Annotated in this window: 14 protein-coding genes; 8 read left to right on the top strand and 6 right to left on the bottom strand. The window is 44.9% G+C overall.

Features of this window, described 5'->3' with window-relative positions; translation table 11 throughout:
• Positions 1–329 precede the first annotated feature (329 nt).
• The gene (gene purT, locus CI960_RS01005; protein WP_005859304.1) at positions 330–1,511 is read right to left on the bottom strand and encodes a formate-dependent phosphoribosylglycinamide formyltransferase; all 1,182 of its coding nucleotides are present in this window, start codon (positions 1,509–1,511) and stop codon (positions 330–332) included.
• A gap of 435 nt (positions 1,512–1,946) precedes the next feature.
• On the opposite strand from purT, the gene CI960_RS01000 reads away from it, so the two are divergent.
• From CI960_RS01000 to CI960_RS00960, 8 genes are all read left to right on the top strand, one after another.
• On the top strand, positions 1,947–2,630 hold the full coding sequence (locus tag CI960_RS01000; protein WP_005859305.1) for an ABC transporter ATP-binding protein: 684 nt from the start codon (positions 1,947–1,949) through the stop codon (positions 2,628–2,630).
• Positions 2,623–3,900, top strand: coding sequence for an ABC transporter permease (locus CI960_RS00995; protein WP_005859307.1), 1,278 nt, complete (start codon positions 2,623–2,625; stop codon positions 3,898–3,900). Before CI960_RS01000 ends, CI960_RS00995 begins: the two co-directional genes overlap by 8 nt.
• A gap of 11 nt (positions 3,901–3,911) precedes the next feature.
• Positions 3,912–5,168: an ABC transporter permease gene (locus CI960_RS00990; RefSeq protein WP_005859309.1), complete on the top strand. Its 1,257-nt coding sequence runs from the start codon at positions 3,912–3,914 to the stop codon at positions 5,166–5,168.
• 35 nt (positions 5,169–5,203) lie between these two features.
• Positions 5,204–6,325: an efflux RND transporter periplasmic adaptor subunit gene (locus CI960_RS00985; protein ID WP_005859311.1), complete on the top strand. Its 1,122-nt coding sequence runs from the start codon at positions 5,204–5,206 to the stop codon at positions 6,323–6,325.
• A 12-nt stretch (positions 6,326–6,337) separates the two neighbouring features.
• On the top strand, positions 6,338–7,696 hold the full coding sequence (locus tag CI960_RS00980; protein WP_005859313.1) for a TolC family protein: 1,359 nt from the start codon (positions 6,338–6,340) through the stop codon (positions 7,694–7,696).
• A gap of 416 nt (positions 7,697–8,112) precedes the next feature.
• The gene (locus tag CI960_RS00970; RefSeq protein ID WP_005859317.1) at positions 8,113–11,328 is read left to right on the top strand and encodes a TonB-dependent receptor; all 3,216 of its coding nucleotides are present in this window, start codon (positions 8,113–8,115) and stop codon (positions 11,326–11,328) included.
• Positions 11,329–11,358: 30 nt separating this feature from the next.
• On the top strand, positions 11,359–12,879 hold the full coding sequence (locus tag CI960_RS00965) for a RagB/SusD family nutrient uptake outer membrane protein (RefSeq protein ID WP_005859319.1): 1,521 nt from the start codon (positions 11,359–11,361) through the stop codon (positions 12,877–12,879).
• Positions 12,880–12,966: 87 nt separating this feature from the next.
• On the top strand, positions 12,967–15,384 hold the full coding sequence (locus tag CI960_RS00960) for a S9 family peptidase (RefSeq protein ID WP_005859321.1): 2,418 nt from the start codon (positions 12,967–12,969) through the stop codon (positions 15,382–15,384).
• 227 nt (positions 15,385–15,611) lie between these two features.
• Here CI960_RS00960 and nagB read toward each other — a convergent pair whose 3' ends face one another.
• From nagB to CI960_RS00935, 5 genes are all read right to left on the bottom strand, one after another.
• Entirely contained in the window at positions 15,612–16,424 is an 813-nt protein-coding gene (gene nagB / locus CI960_RS00955) for a glucosamine-6-phosphate deaminase (RefSeq protein WP_005859323.1), read from the bottom strand.
• Positions 16,425–16,580: 156 nt separating this feature from the next.
• The gene (locus tag CI960_RS00950) at positions 16,581–17,777 is read right to left on the bottom strand and encodes an FprA family A-type flavoprotein (RefSeq protein WP_005859325.1); all 1,197 of its coding nucleotides are present in this window, start codon (positions 17,775–17,777) and stop codon (positions 16,581–16,583) included.
• A gap of 62 nt (positions 17,778–17,839) precedes the next feature.
• The gene (lgt, locus tag CI960_RS00945) at positions 17,840–18,673 is read right to left on the bottom strand and encodes a prolipoprotein diacylglyceryl transferase (RefSeq protein ID WP_005859327.1); all 834 of its coding nucleotides are present in this window, start codon (positions 18,671–18,673) and stop codon (positions 17,840–17,842) included.
• Positions 18,674–18,768: 95 nt separating this feature from the next.
• Positions 18,769–19,665, bottom strand: a complete 897-nt coding sequence (locus tag CI960_RS00940; RefSeq protein ID WP_005859329.1) for a diaminopimelate dehydrogenase — start codon at positions 19,663–19,665, stop codon at positions 18,769–18,771.
• 103 nt (positions 19,666–19,768) lie between these two features.
• Complete coding sequence (locus tag CI960_RS00935) at positions 19,769–20,770, bottom strand: metallophosphoesterase family protein (RefSeq protein WP_005859331.1); 1,002 nt, start codon at positions 20,768–20,770, stop codon at positions 19,769–19,771.
• Between the last annotated feature and the right edge of the window lie 24 nt (positions 20,771–20,794).

Here is a 20,794-nt window from a genome sequence, read left to right as displayed (position 1 = left end):
GAGATAAGGATGTCTGTTTGGTTAAATCTACCCACCCTTAGCTATTGATCTGTTTGCTCACTCTTTTATCTTCACCGAGAATAGAAATAGAGCGTTTCAAATCAACGCCCATATTTCCATTTGTTGTATTCATAAAATAAGTACAAACTTTCGGCAATCAGATTTCACTCTTTAGTGAAACAAACATATGTAATCTGCGTTTATAGATTATCAAATGTCTCTTTAAAAACTTGAGACAAAAATAAACTATTTTGATAGAAAAATAGGTCTGTAAATATTCACATTTTATTCACAACACACACCAAAACGTTCATTTATCCTAGGAAGCATCACAATTTAACATTTAACTGCTCCATCATCACTCCGGTCTTCTCCCTTGCCTCCGTCACATCCAAACCACGAGCCAGCAAGACGGCCATACGGCGATGTCCATGAACTTCCGGTTTTCCAAAGAAACGCATCTGCGTATCGGGTTGTTCCAAAACCTTATCCAGATTCCCCAAAGACAACCGGTCACTGTCCCCTTCCACTACAACGGCACGGGAAGCTCCCGCTCCATGAAACACGATATTAGGGATCGGCAAGCCAAGCACTGCACGGGCGTGCAAAGCGAATTGAGACAAATCCTGTGTAATCATCGTCACCATTCCGGTATCGTGCGGACGGGGGGAAACCTCGCTGAATATGACATCATCTCCTTTAATGAATAATTCCACGCCGAAAATACCACGTCCGCCTAAAGCCTCGGTGATCTTACCGGCGATCTCACGGGCTTTCGCTTTAGCGGCAAGGCTCATGGCTTGCGGTTGCCAAGACTCCCGGTAATCACCGTCCACCTGAACATGTCCTACGGGTTCCAAGAAAGACGTTCCTCCGATATGCCGAACCGTCAGCTGGGTAATCTCATAGTCGAAATCCACGAAACCTTCCACGATCACCTTACCCGCTCCAGCACGTCCTCCTTCTTGGGCGTACTGCCAAGCACGATCGATATCCTTTTCCTCACGAACCACGCTCTGTCCGTGTCCGCTCGAGCTCATGATCGGCTTCACCACGCAAGGCATACCGATTACCTTCACCGCTTCTTTAAATTCCTCCTCGGTCTCGGCGAAACGATACGGCGAGGTAGGCAAGCCCAGCTCCTCGGCCGCCAAGCGGCGGATTCCCTCACGGTTCATCGTCAGCCAAGTGGCACGGGCGGTAGGAATCACATGGTATCCCTCTTCCTCCAGTTCCATCAAGGTACGGGTAGCGATCGCTTCCACCTCCGGCACGATATAATCCGGTTTCTCTTTCTCGATGATCTCCCGCAAGGCATCGCCATCCAGCATGGAGACCACATAGGAACGATGCGCCACCTGCATGGCCGGAGCGTCCGGATACTTATCCAAGGCGATTACCTCCACGCCATAACGCTGCAACTCTATTACAAACTCTTTCCCCAATTCGCCCGAGCCACAAAGCACGACTTTAGTTGCCGTAGCCGATTTGGGCGTACCAATTGTTACCATAAATCTTTCTGCTATTTGAATTTCGCCGCAAAGTTAAGGGTTTATGCCTGTATAGCCTAAAGCTTTTCCCTTTATCTATTAGGGCAAAGATAAGGTTAGCTTCATCGTCCAACGGCTGGTGGACGATCATGCACCAGTTGGTAGATGATCATGCACCAGCCGTTAGAAGATCATGCATCAGTTGGTGCATGATGAATGTATCTTTATGAATTGGGTAAGACAGCCGCTTGTTTGGCCTACAATATACAGAGGAAAGGAACAAGGATCTACTTATAATCAAGACCTCTTTGTTAATATTACATAATTAGTAGTACCTTGCGATACAAGGTATCTTAGTAAAACATATATTTGTAACCAGATGATAAAAGTGTTCACCAACAGTGTAACTTATTTAGCAAACTGTACGTCTAATATATAAAGTAACTACATAATATGATGATTCAACTGAAAGGAATAAACAAAACGTACTTTAACGGAGCCCCACTGCACGTTTTGAAAGGTATCGACCTAGATATAGAGAAGGGAGAGATGGTATCTATCATGGGAGCGTCCGGTTCCGGGAAGTCAACCCTATTGAATATCTTGGGGATATTGGATACGTACGACACGGGCACCTATCTATTAAACGGACAGTTGATTCAGAATCTAAGCGAAAGCCGTGCCGCCGAGCTGAGGAACCGTATGATCGGCTTCATCTTCCAATCATTTAACTTAATCTCGTTTAAGAACGCAGTGGAGAACGTAGCTCTCCCACTCTATTACCAAGGCGTAAGCCGGAAGAAGAGAAACGCCATGGCACTGGAATATCTCGACATGGTGGGATTGAAGGATTGGGCGGATCATATGCCGAACGAGATGTCCGGCGGACAGAAGCAACGTGTGGCCATCGCACGTGCCTTGATCGCCAAGCCGCAGATTATATTGGCCGACGAGCCTACCGGGGCATTGGATAGTACCACGACCGTGGAAGTGATGGAACTCCTCCGTAGCGTAAACCAAGAAGGTATGACCATGGTGATCGTTACCCACGAGCCATCCGTGGCGGAAGCTACCGACCGGATTATCCGGGTAAAAGACGGATTGATTGAATACACCGTAAACGAAGAATCGCATGTTTGATTTTGACAATTTTAGGGAAATATGGAGCACGATAAAGAAAAACAAGCTCCGTACCTTCTTGACCGGTTTCGCCGTATCATGGGGGATCTTTATGCTGATTACCCTGCTGGGAGCGGGAAATGGGTTGAGAAACGGCATCATATTCAACTTCCGGAGGTTTTCCGCCAATACCGTGGAGGTTTGGGGGCGCTATACCACCATGCCTTATAAAGGTAACCCCACGAACCGCAGGATCGAGTTCAAGGAAGCGGATCTCAGCGGCATCAAGATGGCATTCCCGGAAATAGAATACTGCTCGGCTACCATTTCGCAAACAGATACCATCTCGTATGGGGAAGAATACATCGTGGGCGACCTGCGGGGCGTATCCGAGGATTACAATTCCATTATATATATTAATGTAGCGAGCCAGAACGGGCGCTTCATCAATAAGATGGATATGAACGCTACACGCAAGGTAATCATACTAAGCCCCCGTATGGCGGAAGTGCTATTCCGTAACGAGGACCCGCTGGGTAAATACGTGAAATGCGGCAATATGATGTATCAAGTTGTTGGTATCTATGATGATGACGACAAGAGTAACAACGCGCCCGCATATATACCGTTTACCGTAGCGCAACAACTTTATAATAAAGGCTTCGGGTTCGGCTCCATTTACTTTACGGTAAACGGGGTCTCCACCGAAGAAGAGTGCAAGGATTTCGAGAACAGGTTCCGGTCGTATATGGCCCGTAAGCACATATTCGACCCGACAGACAAGAACGCAATCGGTATGTGGATGACCGGCAATGAGATCCGTATGTTCAATACGATGACAGACGGTATCTTGCTCTTCATCTGGATCGTAGGTATCGGCACCTTGATGGCTGGTATCGTGGGGGTTAGCAACATCATGTTGATCACCGTACGCGAACGGACCCGGGAGTTCGGCATCCGGAAGGCGATCGGGGCGAAACCGGCCTCGATATTGAAGCTTGTCATCGTAGAGTCCATCATGATCACCGCCATATTCGGTTACATCGGGATGCTGATGGGAATCGGGTTGACGGAGCTAATCGACTATGGCATGACGATGAGCGGGATGAACAACGCTTCATCCGGAGGAAATCCCGGCGAGGATCTTACCTTATTCCGGCACCCGACCGTCAGCCTAGGGATATCGCTGGCCGCTACCGGGGTGCTGGTCGTAGCCGGGGTGCTGGCGGGCTATTTCCCCGCTCGCAAAGCCGTGAATGTATCCGCTATTGAAGCCATGAGAACAGAATAAACCGAAAAGATATGTTTGACATAGACAGATGGACAGAAATATGGGTAACCATCACCCGCAACAAGACACGTAGCTTGATGACTTGCTTCGGCGTGTTCTGGGGAATCCTTATGCTGGTATTGTTGCTGGGTACCGGATCGGGATTCAAGAACGCCATGTTCAAGAGCGTCAACGGATTCGCGACGAATTCGCTATTCTTCTACGCCGATCGCACCAGCGAACCCTACCAAGGATTCAACAAGGGGCGAAACTGGAACATGAGGAACCGGGACATAGACGCCATCATACGAGACGTACCTAGCGTACAGGATATCTCCCCCATCCTTTGGGGCAACCGCTCGGAAAAGAATATCGTTTACGGGATAATGACCGGAACGTTCAACGTGAAAGGTATATATCCGGCTTACTTCAATATCGATACGCAAGACCTATACTATGGCCGTTTATTGAATGAGATCGATATGCGGGAAAAGCGCAAGGTTTGCTTGATCGGCACGAAGATCAATGAGGTATTATTCCACAACGAGGACCCTTGCGGCAAATATATCCGGGTGAACGGGCTTTACTACCAAGTAGTAGGAGTGGTCAACCAAAGGGCATCGGGCCTGAATCTGGGCGGCCGGGGAGAAGAAACCGTCTTCATTCCGTTCAATACCATGCAGCAGACCTTGAACCAAGGCGACATCCTGCATTTCCTCGCACTGAGCGTGAAACCGGGATATCCGATTGAGACGACGATCGAGCAGGTCAAGAATATCATGAAGACGCAAAATCAGATCGCACCGACCGATCCTCAGGCGATAGGCGTAGTCAATATCGCCGCACAATTCAAGACATTCAATCTACTGTTTACAGGTATCGACATCTTGGTCTGGCTGGTCGGCATGGGTACCTTGCTATCGGGTATTATTGGTATCAGCAATATCATGATGGTAACGGTAAAAGAGCGCACGAGGGAGATAGGCGTACGAAGGGCTTTGGGAGCCAAGCCTTTCGACATCATCTCGCAAGTCATGAGCGAGAGCTTGGTGCTGACTGCCTTGGCGGGCTTACTGGGATTAAGCGCCGGAGTCTTCCTCTTGGATTTGTTGGATAAGATATTGTCCGCCAATCCAACGAACGATCCGACCTTGCTGAATCCCGGCGTAAACATCCAAACAGCGGTAGCTGCCACTGTCGTACTGCTGATAAGCGGTTTTATGGCTGGCCTGATTCCCGCATGGAGAGCCATGCAGATCAAAGCGATAGATGCCATCCGAGATGAATAATAACGAATCGATAATTAAAATAAAACTATATAATCATGAAGAATCGCATCGTAAAGAAAATCCTACGTATTATCTTATTAACGATCGTAGGTGCGGCGGTAATAGGCACATTCTATTTCTTATGGAAGAAGGCGCAACCGGTAATAACCGTTTATGAGGTCGTAACCCCCAAAAGGGATACGGTAGAGACCAAGACGGTGGCCACCGGAAGCGTGGAACCTCGCTACGAGGTAGAGATCAAGCCGCAGATATCCGGTATCATCTCCGAGCTAAGGAAAGAAGCGGGACAGATGGTACAGGCCGGGGAGATTATCGCCACGATCAAGGTCATACCGGAGATGGTACAGCTAAATAGCGCCGAATCTCGCGTAAACATAGCGGATATATCTCTTAAACAGGTGGAGGAAACCTATAAGAGAGATGAACTGCTGTTCAAGCAAGGTGTTATCGCCCAAGAGGATTTCGATCTCTCGAAGGCCAACTACTTAAAGGCGGTCGAGGAGAAAGAGAATGCGCAAAGCGCACTGGAAATTATTCGTGACGGTATCGCCAAGAACTCCAATGTAGCCAGTACCACGCAGATCCGTAGTACCATCACCGGTATGATACTGGATATCCCGGTGAAAGTAGGTAACTCCGTTATCCAAGCGAACAACTTCAACGACGGTACGACAATCGCCACAGTCGCCAACATGAATGACATGATCTTCAAGGGAAACGTAGACGAGACCGAGATCGGGCGCATTCACGAGGGAATGCCTATCAAGCTTACGATCGGAGCCATGGAAAGCCGTTCGTTCGAGGCCTTGCTGGAATATGTATCACCCAAAGGTGTTGAGAAAAACGGAGCCATTCAATTTGAGATCAAGGCAGCCGTGACGATCCCCGAAGATGCTTTCATCCGTGCGGGATATAGCGCCAACGCCGAGATCGTGCTAAAACGTGCGGAAGACGTTCTTACGATCCCGGAAAGCACGGTCGAGTTCCAAGGGGATTCCGCATTCGTTCAGTTAGTTAAACAAGAGCAACCGGAGCAAGTCTTCGAGAAACATCCGGTAAAGGTAGGTCTGTCCGACGGTATCAAGATCGAGGTTCAAGAAGGACTGGCCGCAACCGATAAAGTCCGGGGCGCAGCTATTGACCCGAATAAGAAATAAAAGAAAGATTGTATGATGAGAAGAAACTTATATATACTGGCAATCGCTTCCCTCCTGTCCGGAAACTATGTTTTCGCTCAGGATGCGGTGAAGCAATGGAGTCTGGAGGAGTGCATCCAATATGCCATCGAGCATAATATCGACTTAAAGCAAAAGGAGCAGGAACAGGAAAGCCGAAAGGTAGACTTACATACCAGCAAATACAGTTGGCTCCCGGCCCTAAACGGCAGTCTTGGACAGAGCTTCCAGTTCGGACGCTCCACGTCTAAATCCGGGGTGATCGTGGACCAGAACGCCGCCAATTCCACATTGGGGATCAATCTGGACATGCCTTTATTTGACGGGTTAAAAATACCGAACGATATCGCCGCCCGCAAACTTGATCTAAAAGCGTCTATCGAGAACTTGAATAAGGCGAGAGAAGACCTATCCATCAATATAGCTTCCTACTACCTGCAAGTACTTTATAATAAAGAGTTACTGAAAATAGCGCAACTACAAGTGGAACTAGACAAGGAGCAGGTGAATAAAACGGAGGCCATGGTGAACGCCGGAAAGGTGCCACTTTCCCAACTGTATGATATCAAGGCCCAATTAGCGAAAGATGAGGTCACGCTTACCGAGTCGCAAAACAATGTGAACCTCGCTTTACTGGATCTGGCGCAAAGTCTGGAACTAGAGCGAAGCGATCGGAGTTTCGATATACAGACTCCTGTAATTGAAGATGCGGTGGCTGATAATATGAGTAGCATCCTACCTCCGGAAAACATTTACGATCATGCGGTTACGTTCAAGCCTCAGATCAAGGAACAACAGTATTTGCTAGAGAGCCAAAAGAAAATGTTGCGTGTCGCGCAAGCGGGCTATTACCCCAAGTTAAATTTCGGGGCTAGTTACAGCAATGGATATTATCATTCTACTTCCGGAGGTGAATTTGCCGATACTCGTTCCTTTAGCGAGCAGTTTAAGCAGAATGGGCAAAAGATCGTCGGATTCTCATTGAGTATTCCACTTTTCAACCGCTTCCAAGTACGCAATAGCGTTCGTACCGCAAGGATCAACATTATCAACCGGGAATTGCTGATGGAAAATACAAAGAAAACGTTATACAAGGAAATCCAGCAAGCGTACTACAACGCAACGGCTTCCCAAGAGAAATATACGGCTTCCGACAAATCCGTCACGGCGAGCAAGGAAGCGTTCAATTATGCCCAAGAGCGTTACAACGCAGGTAAAAGCACTGTCTTTGAATTTAATGAGGCTAAAACAAAATACGCGCAAAGTCTAGCGGAACAGGCACAGGCCAAATATGATTTTATCTTCCGTACGAAGATTCTAGATTTCTATAATGGTAACCCTATCCGTTTATAAACGTTAATTAATACTTCATTTTTTTATTATACACACAAAGTTTAAGGGAAGATATCCTTTATGGACATCTTCCCTTTCAGCATCCATTAAGGCATTTAGTCTGCACAGAACTATGTTTAACAGCATAATTAACAGATAGATAACTAAGACCAAAAACCCTCCTGCCAGCTATCATAATGCAACAAGATCCCCAGTACAACTAAATTGAATTTGACAATATCAATCAATATTATATTAGTTTTAGAATGTTTTATAACAGTTTGCTTTTTTATAATAAAAATTAGTATATTTGCGGCTGTGATTTTCAGGAGTCTTGGTGTGTACATTTTTTTGATAAGTATTTTAACTGTAGTTCTGTGCAAACTATGGTCTCTTGAAAAAATAATGTGTGTCTAATTAACAAACAAATTCATTCTATGAAGCACAAATTAACGCTTGTACTACTCTCATTCTTTCTGGGAGTGCAGTGTATGGTCGCCCAGCAAATGAAGGTGACCGGTGTAGTGATTAATGAAGATGATGGGGAGCCTGTTATAGGTGCATCCATCGTAGTAAAAGGAACCACTATTGGAACCATTACCGATTTAGATGGTAAATTTGAGTTAGAAACTCAGAAAGATGCTAAGCTAATTATTTCTTATGTAGGTTTACGGACTCAAGAAACTACAGCTCAGCAAAACATGAGAATTGTTCTTTCTTCAGATTCTCAAGCTATAGATGAAGTTGTTGTCGTAGCTTATGGTACCGCAAAGAAAAGTTCTTTTACAGGTTCCGCATCCACGGTGGGTGCCGCTTTGATGGACAAACGTCCATTGAGTAACGCCCTCTCCGCATTGGAAGGAAACACTTCCGGAGTACAAATGACTTCCTCTATCGGACAACCGGGAGAAGCTGCCAAGGTAACGATCCGTGGTTTTGGTTCAGTAAACGCGGATAATGCTCCTTTATATGTAGTGGATGGTGCCATCTTCAGTGGTGATATCTCTTCTATCAGCCCATCTGATATCGAATCAATGACAATTTTAAAAGATGCCGCTTCTACATCTTTGTATGGATCTAGCGCAGGTAACGGTGTGGTTTTGATCACGACTAAGAAAGGTTCTAGCAGCAGTGGCGCAGGTGTTACCTTGAGTATCTCACAAGGTTGGTCTAGCAGAGCTTATAACGATTACGCAAAAGTAGGTGTATACGATTATTATCCTTTGCAATGGCAAATGTTGAGAAACGCAAATATGTCACTCGGACAAAGTGCTACCGACGCTGCCGCTAATGCTTCTAAAGATATTATCAACAAATTAAAATATAATCCTTTCGTAGGAATCGCCAATGACGCAATCGTGGGCACAGACGGTTTATTGAATCCATCAGCCTCGGCTTTAAAATGGGGTGAGGACCTTGATTGGGAAGATGCCGCTTACCGTACCGGACATCGCCAAGAATATAATGTAAGCTACAATACAAAAACAGAAAAGAGCGACACATATGCTTCCATAGGCTATCTGAATGATAAGGGATATATGATTAAGACAGACTTTGAGCGTTACAACGCACGCTTGAACTATAATATCTATCCGGTGAAATGGTTCAAGAGTGGATTGAATTTAGGTTTAAGTCGTACAAACTCCAATTATTCTACTTCTACTTCTAGCAACTCCGCTGGTTATGGTAACTTATCTCGTTTCATTCGTTCTATGGCACCGATCTATCCGGTACATAAGCATGATATTGAGACAGGGGCTTATTTGGATAAAGAAGGAAACGTAGTTACTGATCCGGCTTTATATACCTACGATTATGAAGGAGCCCGTATCTCCAGCAATGGACGCGACGGTATCGCTGAGGCCCTGTGGAACGATCGCTTGATGTCTACCACAAACTCTAGTGCCCGTACTTATGTAACGATCACTCCGATCGAAGGATTGAATTTAACAGTGAACTACGCATTTGACAATAAGGATGAACGCCGTAGAGTATATGAGAACCCAGAGGTAGGTGACGGAACCGCAGGACCGGGACGTTTGAACATCCGAAATAGAAACTTCTTGACACAGACATTCAACCAGTTGATTAATTACACAAAGACTTTTGGTAAGCATAACATCGAAGCTTTGTTAGGCCATGAGAACTATAGCTACCGTTTACAATATAACTACGGTATGAAGACTAATGAGATCGTTTCCGGAACGTATGAGTACAGTAACTTCGTAAGCATAAGCTCAATGGATTCTTATACACGCGAATATAAGAAAGAAGGATACTTCGCTCGTTTGAACTATGATTTCGATGATAAATATTATGTAACAGCCTCGTATCGTCGTGACGGTTCCTCTCGCTTTAGCAAGGATAACCGTTGGGGTAACTTCTGGTCATTCGGAGCATCTTGGCGTATCAGCCAAGAAGATTTCATGGAAAACTTGACTTGGGTGGACAATTTGAAACTGAGGGCATCCTACGGTGAAACCGGAAACGATGCCATCTATTATACAGATGATGACACACAACAGGATTACTATCCTTATCAAACCTTGTATAATTTGGGTATCAACAACGGTTTGGAAGCAGGTCTCTACTTCCCGACTATGGCAAACAATAATTTGAAATGGGAGACACAGGTTTCTACCGATGTCGCTTTAGAATTCGGATTGTTCGGTCGCTTGAATGGTACGGTCGAGTTCTTCCGTAAGGCCTCCAGAGACTTGTTATTCAATGTTAGCCAACCGTTATCCAGTGGTGTCGAAAAGATCGTACAAAACATTGGTAAAGTTCGTAACCAAGGGGTGGAAATCGACTTAAACTACCAAGTATTAAAATCAAAAGATTGGAAATTATCAGTCGGCGCAAACGCTACATTCATCAATAATAAGGTGACTCGTCTGCCTGATGCCAACCGGAAAGATGGTATCATCAAAGACTCTAAGAAATTGATGGAGGGACATTCAATCTATGAGTTCTGGTTACGTCAATGGTGGGGTGTTAATCCTGATAACGGAGATGGATTGTATATCTTTGATGCCGAAAACAACACCGATGCGAATGGTAATATTAAAGATGCGGTAAAAAAGACACTTGTAGAGAAAGATGGTCAAGTATTGACAAACTCTTATAGCTATGCGAAATATGATTTCAGTGGTTCTGCCGTTCCGAAAGTATATGGTGGTTTCAATATCAATTTGAGCTATAAGGCATTCGACCTTTCTACCGTATTCTCTTATTCATTAGGAGGCAAGGTGCTTGACTCGAGTTATAGAGGATTGATGGATGTAGGTGAGTTCGGTTATGCGATGTCACCGGATCTACATAACGCATGGACAACTCCGGGCCAGATCACAGATGTACCTCGTTTGGACAATAACTCAGGTCATGCGACTAGCATTGGACAATCCTATTCTACACGTTGGTTGACAAACGCAAATTACTTGAACTTGCGTACTGTCACTTTGGCTTACAACTTGCCTAAGTCTATCCTAAACGTTATCAACATCAAGAGTGCACGCGTCAATGTCAGCGCAGAGAACTTATTCATGTTGAAAGCCCGTCAAGGTCTGAATCCGCAAGCTAACTATGCCGGAGTATCTTACAATGAATATATGCCGGCTAAGAACTTTACGATCGGTTTAAATGTATCGTTCTAAATTCATAATACATCAAACAAAGGAAAAGATATGAAAAATATACAATTATTCAAACACATCGCAGCAGGACTGCTTCTAAGTGGCTCTCTGATCGGCACAAGCTGTTCCAGCGATTATATGGATACAATCCCAACCGAGAACGTTTCATTCACGACAGTATCCACTTCGCTCGACAATCTTTATCTTGCACTGAACGGTATTCATCGTAAGATGGTATCTCAAGACTTAGGCAACCAAGGTTTGGGAGGTGAGCCCGGTTTCATCATCGGTCGAGAAGCGTTAGCTGATGATTTGACATGGGACACGCAGACTTGGCATCAAGGTTTCTTAAACTGGAGTTATCCAACGAACGCAACAAGTTCGTACAACTCCGGTGAGTGGGAAACTTATTATAAGTTCATTTTGAATGCAAACAACATCTTGAAAGCGTTGAATGATAACTTTAGCGATGAGTCAAAACTCACAGATAGCGAAAAAGCGCTTGCGAACCATATCAAGGGCGAGTGTTTGGCAATTCGTGCATGGAGTCATTTCAATCTAGTACAATATTATGCGAAACCATATCGTAACGGACAGGACAACTCTCAACCGGGAGTTCCTTATCGTACGAGTCCGGAAATCGAGCCTATGGCACGTAATACGGTAGAAGAGGTGTACACAAAGATTCACGGGGACTTAGACGAAGCATTGAACTTATTGGCAGACTATGAGCCAAATGATAAGAATCATTATAGCCTAGCATCGGTTTACGGATTGAAAGCACGTGCTCTTCTGACTCAACAGAAATACGCAGACGCAGCTACGGCCGCAGTGAATTCTATCAATGAAGCAGAGAAAGATGGCTGTAAGATCATGTCTCAGTCTGAATTGATGAATGGTTTCGCTAATATCACTTCCGCTACGAAAGAGGCGATGTATGCCGCAATGACACAGAATGACCAAACGGTTTATTTCTACTCTTTCTATGCGTATATGTCTTGGAACTTCAACTCCAGCTCTATCCGCACAGGTATCAAATGTATCAGCCAAAGTACTTACGACTTAATGTCGCCAACCGATCTTCGCCGTCAATGGTGGGATCCGACAGGAAAGGCAGAAGTACCCGCAACTTCTTACAACCAGCGTGTTTATCAGAACCGCAAGTTCACGGCACGCTCTACAGCTGATGCTGTAGGTGATTTTGCCTTCATGCGTATCAGCGAAATGTACTTGACTGCAGCCGAGGCTTTCGCTCGTTCCAATCAAGACGCAAAAGCAAAGGAATATTTGCAAGCCTTGTTGAAAGAACGTGATCCAGAGTACAAGGATTTGGGTAACACTGGCGCAAAACTAGCGGATGAGATCATGACACATCGCCGTATCGAACTTTGGGGCGAAGGTTTCCGTTGGTTCGACTTGAAACGTCTAGGTTTGCCATTGGATAGAACCGGGTCTAATTTTGACGCTACTTTCTGTGGTTTCTTGCACAAGGATCCGAATGCTGATGGTTGGATCTTCGAGATTCCAAAAAAGGAAACAGATTTCAACGACTTGATCGAAAAGAACTATTAACACTCTTTTTACGTTAACTTACATTAATCACAATCCCCAAAGTATACTTTAACAGGTTATCTTTGGGGATTTCTTATATCACTATTTATGAAAACAAATCATTTATTTTCAGCTCTGCTCTCTTTAGCGCTTATATGTCCTGGAATAGCGCAAGAAACACATTATCAACGTCCTCCAGCCGTAATAGAGGAAGTGGCCCTAGCCAAATTATCCCCGATCATCCGAATTAGTGATAACAATCAGTGGGCACTCCAGTTAGAGCGTTCCCCGTACCGGTCTATCGCCAAGCTTGCGCAACCGGAGCTTAAATTAGCGGGAATGCGTATCAGTCCCGAAACATTCAATACGAGCCGGCAAGCCGAATATACGGGTGCCAGTTTAATGAACATCGCTACTCAAGAAGAAATCAAGATTGAAGGAATTCCTGACAACGCGGTAATCACAGAAGCCTCATTCTCTCCTTCATCCAATAAGGTAGCTCTATTCGTGGAAGAAGCGAATGGCGTATATCTTTATAACTGTACCCCGGAACAGCCCGTAGCTCAGAAAGTAAGTACCCGTAAAATCAATGCGACAAGTGGAGCGGAGATCTTATGGATTAGCGACAATGAGTTTATTACGCTTATGGTTCCAGAAAACAGGGGGAAGGCACCGGAGAAACCCACAGTCCCATCCGGTCCCATCATTCAAGAAAGTACTGGAAAGGTGATGCCCGCTCGTACCTATCAAGACTTGCTGAAAAATCCATACGACGAGCAATTATTCGACTATTATTTCACCTCCCAATTGGTACGTATAAAAGAGGGCATTGTGTACGAGATCGGAAAACCAGCAATCTACGGCAGTACGCTTTCATTATCCCCGGATAAATCTTTGCTACTTATCGCGACAGTTCATCGTCCGTATTCCTATCAAGTACCGGTATATAACTTCCCACAAAAGTTCGAGGTCATAGACTTACAAGGCAATTCCATTTATACGTTAGCGGATAATCCAACCGTCAATATTCCGATGGGATATGACACGACCTCGCCTTATCCCCGTCAATTCGGATGGAGATCGGATCAACCGGCTACCGTTTACTGGGCGGAAGCGCAAGATAAAGGAGATCCTAAGCAAAACAAGACCGATTTCATGGATATTATCTACCAAATAAGCTATCCGTTCAACAGCGAGAAACAGGAAGTCGCAAAGACAGAGAAACGTTTCCGCAACATCCTGTGGAATGACGATGCTTTCGCTTTATTGATCGAGACTTCCCGGGAGACTCGTAAAAACAGGACATTTACTTTTAAGCCTTGCTCTTCTGAGTCTCCGGTTCTATTATTCAATGTATCCACCGACGATAATTACAACAATCCGGGAAATCCACTTACGATTAAAAATGCGTATGGTAAATATATCGTTTATACCAATAAAGCCCACAATGAGTTATTGATGCTTGCCCAAGGAGCCTCACCTAAAGGGGATATGCCTTACCTTAGCCGTTACAATTTGAAAACAAAAAAGAACACGGAACTTTGGCGCTGCGAGGACGGATATTATGAGACCATCCTAAAGGTAGCGAATCCAGAAAAGCTTCAATTGATCACTTCACGTCAATCCATTACAGAACCAGCGAATCTCTGTTCTCGTGACTTGAAAAAGAAAAAATTCGCTCAATTGACTCATTTCGCCAATCCATATCCGGCCATGGCAAACGTTAGCAAACAAAAGATCAAGTATAAACGTGCGGATGGTTTGGATCTAACAGCGACCGTATACCTCCCTGCCGGATATGATAAAGCGAAGGACGGTCCATTACCTGTCTTAATGTGGGCCTATCCGAGAGAATATAAAAGCAAGGCCGAGGCTTCTCAGGTACGAGGTTCTCAATACATGTTTACGAATATCAACTATGGTTCTCCCGTCTATTGGGTTTTACGTGGATTCTGTATAATGGAAAATGTCGAGATGCCGATCGTTAGTACCAGTGAGGGAGCGGAGCCGAACGATGATTTCATTGAGCAATTGACAATGAACGCCGAGGCGGCCGTAAAAGTTATTTCCGAGATGGGTGTAGGTGATCCGAATCGTGTAGCCGTAGGAGGACATTCCTATGGAGCTTTCATGACAGCGAATCTATTAACACATACCAAGCTGTTCAAAGCCGGCATCGCACGTAGCGGGGCTTACAACCGTACGCTTACCCCGTTCGGCTTCCAAACAGAGACCCGTACTTATTGGGAAGTACCGGAAATATATAATGCCATGTCGCCATTCATGTCTGCCGATAAACTACATGGAGCTTTATTAATCATACATGGTGAGATGGATAACAACTCCGGAACCTTTCCGATCCAATCCGAGCGCCTGTTCAGTGCCCTAAAAGGCCACGGGGCGATCGCACGTTATGTCGTATTGCCCTATGAGAGTCATGGCTACGCCGCCAAAGAGAACATATTACATCTATTGTATGAATGTGACCTATGGCTGGATCGTTACGTCAAGAACGCAAAAAAGTAAGTAGTACTGACTTTGTCAATGAAGTATATATCCTCTGACAGGAAAAGTATATTTCCTCTAACCAGTGAAGTATATCTTCTATGAGGAAGCCAGCCGGCAGCCACCAATTGCCCTAAAACAACGATGCCCATCGTAAGGTTATAAGAATGCCCATCGTAAACTCCTTACAATGGGCATTCTTAACTCCTTATGATGGGCATTCAAAGAAAGCCCTATCTGAGATTCGTTTATTTTAGCAATGAACAAGGACAAAGATGATCCTTCTCGATATCCTTGAAATAGTTATAAGTACCTACCTTAAGATCCGCGCAAGCCGCCTCATCGCAAACAATGATTCCCTTCGGATGCAACTGCAAGGCGGTAATTGTCCACATTTGGTTCACGGCACCCTCAACGGCTTGTTGCAACGCACGAGCCTTGTTATGACCATTTACCATGATCAATACCTCCTTAGCGTCAAGAACCGTACCTACACCAACCGTTACAGAAGTCTTCGGAACTTTATTCACGTCATTATCAAAGAAACGGGAGTTAGCGATAATCGTATCTGTAGTTAACGTCTTGATACGAGTACGAGAACTCAAAGATGAACCCGGCTCATTGAACGCAATATGGCCATCAGGACCGATACCACCCAAGAACAGGTCTACGCCACCGACCGCTTTCATGCGAGCCTCATAAGACGCACACTCAGCCTCCAAATCCTCGGCGTTACCATTCAAGATATTTACGTTCTCCGGTTTGATATCGATATGACTGAAGAAATTATTCCACATGAAAGAATGATAGCTTTCCGGATGATCTTTCGGAAGGCCGACATACTCATCCATATTGAAAGTGATCACGTTCTGGAACGATACGACACCCTGCTTGTTCAATTCAATCAGGTTCTTGTACATACCCAGCGGAGAAGATCCGGTAGGCAAGCCCAGTACGAATGGTTTTTCAGCGGTTGGATTCGCGGCTTTGATCTTCGCTGCTACATAATTGGCAGCCCATTTTGAGAGTTGCTCGTAATTAGGTTCGATAATTAATCTCATAACGTTACGCTTTTTTTAATTGAAAATTGAAAATTGGAAATTGAAAATTAAAGGATTCCCAATCTACGCATCTCGCCTTTCTTTTGTTTATAAATTAGATCTATTGTTAATAGCTTTCGTTTTATCTGTTGTCGGAGCCTTTAGACTTTTCAATTCTCAATTCTCCATTTTCAATTTCCCAGCCATTTCCTTGCCCAAGGCTAAACACTCCTCGTATTTAGTAGCGCTTAAACCTTGCTTCTGCTCAACCGGCGTACCGACAGTCTCCCACTTCATCTTCTCGCCAAAAGCCGCCAAACGTTTCACGGCGGCTCCAGCCCATGTGAAAGACCCGAAATAACCGAAAATACGATTTTTCACCTCACGCAACTCGATCTTACTCAACACAGCTTCCACCTCTGGGAACAATTGATTGCTATAAGTCGGGCTACCTACGATAACTCCCTTATATTTGAACACATCTTTCAAGATATAAGAAGAAGGGCTTTTGCTAACATTATGCATCACAATATTCTTGATGCCATTATCAGCCAAAGAAGCGGCGATCGCCTCAGCCATCTGCTCCGTGTTACCATACATGCTGCCATAAATAATAACCACGCCTTCCTCACCTTCGTAGCGGCTCATACGGTCATAGATATCGATCGCTTTCGACGCATATTCACGCCAAACAGGTCCATGGGTAGAGCAAATCGTCTGGATATCCAAGCCCGAAAGCTTCTGTAATGCCCTTTGTACTGGACTTCCATATTTTCCGACAATGTTGGAGTAATAGCGAATCATCTCTTCCCAATAATGCTCCACGTTCATCTCCGTATCGATCACACCACCATCCAATGTGCCATACGTACCGAACGCATCCGCGGAGAATACGATTTTATCCGTAACGTCATAAGTAACCATCACTTCCGGCCAATGCACCATCGGAGCCATATAAAATACAAGCTCATGACGACCCGTATTCAAGGTATCACCCTCTTTCACCTCAAACAAGCCTTCCTTGATGCCATGATATCCTTCCAGCATTCCGAAAGTCTTATTGTTTCCGACAATCTGTACGTCCGGATATTGCTGACGCAACAAACGGATACTTCCCGCATGATCCGGCTCCATATGATTTACCACGAGATAATCCAAAGAACGTCCGTCCAAGGCATCCGCTACTTTTTTCAAGAAAATATCAGAGTAACAAACATCGACCGTATCGATCAATACGGTTTTCTCGTCTACGATCAAGTACGAGTTATAGGAAACGCCGTATGGCAACGGCCACATATTCTCGAAGAGGGCCTTTTGACGGTCATTAACTCCTACATAATAAACTTTATCCGCAATTTCTTTTAACTTGTACATCTTTTTTAATTGATAATTGATAATTAAAAATTGAAAATAACAAAGCGTGTGCTCTCTAATTTTCAATTCTCAATTTTTAATTTTCCATTTCTTAGCGCTCTCCAGACAAACCAGCACCCTGCCAAAACAAACGGGATACTTAGCCATTGCCCCATATTCAACATCATTCCAGCCTCGAAAGGCTCTTGGTCATTTTTCACGAATTCGATGAAGAAACGAGACCCGAATACGCATATCATAAATACGCCGAAGATAAGTCCTTGCTTTTTCCATGCCTCTTTCTTGAAATATAGCCACATACAGATAGCGAACGTCACCAGATAACAAGCGGCCTCATACAATTGCGTCGGATGGCTCGGAGCTGTAAAAATAGGCTCCGCCCCCATTCTCCATGCGTGTAAATTATCGATAAAACGAAATCCCCAAGGCAAATCAGTGGAATGACCGTAAATCTCATGATTCATCAGGTTTCCCAGACGAATCATAGCAGCTACCAATCCTGTCGGAACCACCAACTTATCGAAAGCCCATAACATACTTTTATGGCTTACTCGCTTCGAGTAGAAATAAATGGCGATAATTATACCTAACGTACCACCATGGCTAGCCAATCCTCCCTCCCAAATCTTGAAAATCTCAATCGGGTTGGCTAAATAATATTCCGGAGCATAAAACAAACAATGCCCCAAACGGGCACCAATCACCGTACCGAGCATCGTATAAATCAAAAGGGAATCGATCCATGCGGGCGGCAGTCCCTCTTTTTTCCACATCCGCTCTACAATCATATAGCCAATAGCGAAACCAATCGCAAAAGCCAATCCATACCAACGAATCTCCCGGGAACCGATGGTAAAGATAGCGGGATCGGCAGTCCATGTAATAAAATCAAGCATAATTATTTCAGTTGGCAATTGACAATTGACAGTCGACAATCGCAAGTCAGGATTTCCCGAACTGTCAATTGCCAGCTGTCAACCATCAACTTATATTAAACGAGTCTTCTAATTAAGTTCTCTCTCTCGCCGTACAGCATATCGATTATCGGCAATTCGATCATCGTATATGCGCCCGGTTGTTGCTTCAAGCTCGCACGAGCGACAGAAACCAAGATTTGAGCGGTCAAGGCAGGGTTATTGATCTTCATATCGAATTCGATCAACTGGTTCTGAGTCTTGCCCGATACACCTTTACGAACCAAGTTCACACCATGTCCCATGTCCAACAAATTATCGACACATTCAACCCGCATTACATGAGTCTCATCATGAGCGAAATAATCATCCGCCTTGATAGCGGCAGACACTTGCTTGAAATCGTATCCGTCTTCTACCTCGATATAAACCATACGACGGTGTACACCTGTTCCCAAAGGAATCGTCATACTTAAAGCCGCCTTCACGCCTTCGATAGCCTTCACGGCAACCGTATGCCCCATACTCATTCCCGGACCGAAGTTCGTATAAGTAATACCTTTCGGCACCATCGCTTCTAACAAAGCACGTACCACAGAGTCGCTTCCCGGATCCCAACCGGCAGAAATTACAGCTACCGTATTATGAGCCTTCGCTACAGCGTCCAAAGAACGACGTAAATCCACGATACCTCCGTGTATATCGAAACTATCGACAGTATTGATGCCTAAAGCCAGAATCTCTTTCGCATGCTCTTCCACGCTACGTGTAGGAGTAGCCAAAACCGCTACGTCAACCTTATCTAACTTGGTGATGCTATCAGTAACCGTGTATGCCTTCAACTCGTCCGGAATATCATTCGGATTACGACGAATAATACCTGCTACCTCAAAATCCGGGGCAGCTTCAAGGGCCTCTAACACATATTTCCCGATGTTGCCATAACCTACGATGGCGGCTCTAATTTTCTTCATACTCTAGTTTTTACTTTTCAACCAACCGCAAAGTTAGATATAATTTAGAGCTTTAACAATAAGGAATACAGTTTTTATATCATTTTCAGAATGATATAGATCCTCACTCTTTCACGAATGAATCCGGATAGGTAGTAAGCTGCTCTACACCGGCTTTCGTACGAATCCAAGTCTTGAAGGTACGGGCTCCCTCGTTCAATTCGATCACACGTGCTCCATTTGGTATATGGATGTATTCCGTCGGACCACCCGTAAAACGACCGTAAGCCAATAATACGTCATACCAGCAAACCGCATAATCATCGTCATGATCATGACCGACAAATATACCCATCACGTCCCCGTTCTCCTTAATCGCCGTAAATAAGCCGGAATTCAAGGCCGGAGCGCATGCCTTTTCCCTACGTATGCCATAGAGTTGGGCATTCTCATCGGAAGCCGCTTGATTAAACTCCGGCAACGCAATATGGAAGAAAGCCAAAGAAGGAACCGGCTCTCCCCCGTTATTCCGGGTAAACTCTGCGCTTTTCTTACAATACCAATCGATCTGGTCACGCTTAATATAATCGTATCCTTTTACCCCCTTGATAGTTGAATAGGTATTCGAATCGATGCAATACAAGACGAAAGCATCCTTCTTCCCGTCGGAGGAACGTACGGTCAAGGCGTAATTACCCACGCCTGAGATTTCGGGAACCTCATCCGCCGTTAAACTATACGGTAGGCTTTCGGCTACTTTCAGCAACTCCTCTTTTGTCGCCCCCTGCTCATTATCATGATTTCCGAAAACAATGGAGAATGGTATTTTACGGTCGGAGACTGTCTTCAATACATTCCGCATATTTTCCAACGCAGGCTTGCTATAGATAATATCTCCCGTAAAAATCACCAAGTCCGGTTTCTCGTCATCCAACACTTGGTTCATACGCTCAAAAGCGATGTCCGAACGAGGGTCTTGCCATTTCACATGCAAGTCCGTAAACTGTACAATCTTAAACTTCTTATCCGGATTAAACTTCAACCCCGGTTTTTGGGCAAATCCCAAAGAACTCAAGCCGGCGGCCAATAACAAGGCCCCGGCAAACATCCACTTTCTCACACTCATCAAATCTCGTGTTTTTTGTAATTA

The organism is Parabacteroides sp. CT06 (genome assembly GCF_002257605.1).
Classification (GTDB): domain Bacteria; phylum Bacteroidota; class Bacteroidia; order Bacteroidales; family Tannerellaceae; genus Parabacteroides; species Parabacteroides distasonis.
This window is presented reverse-complemented; position numbering and strand designations above follow the sequence as displayed.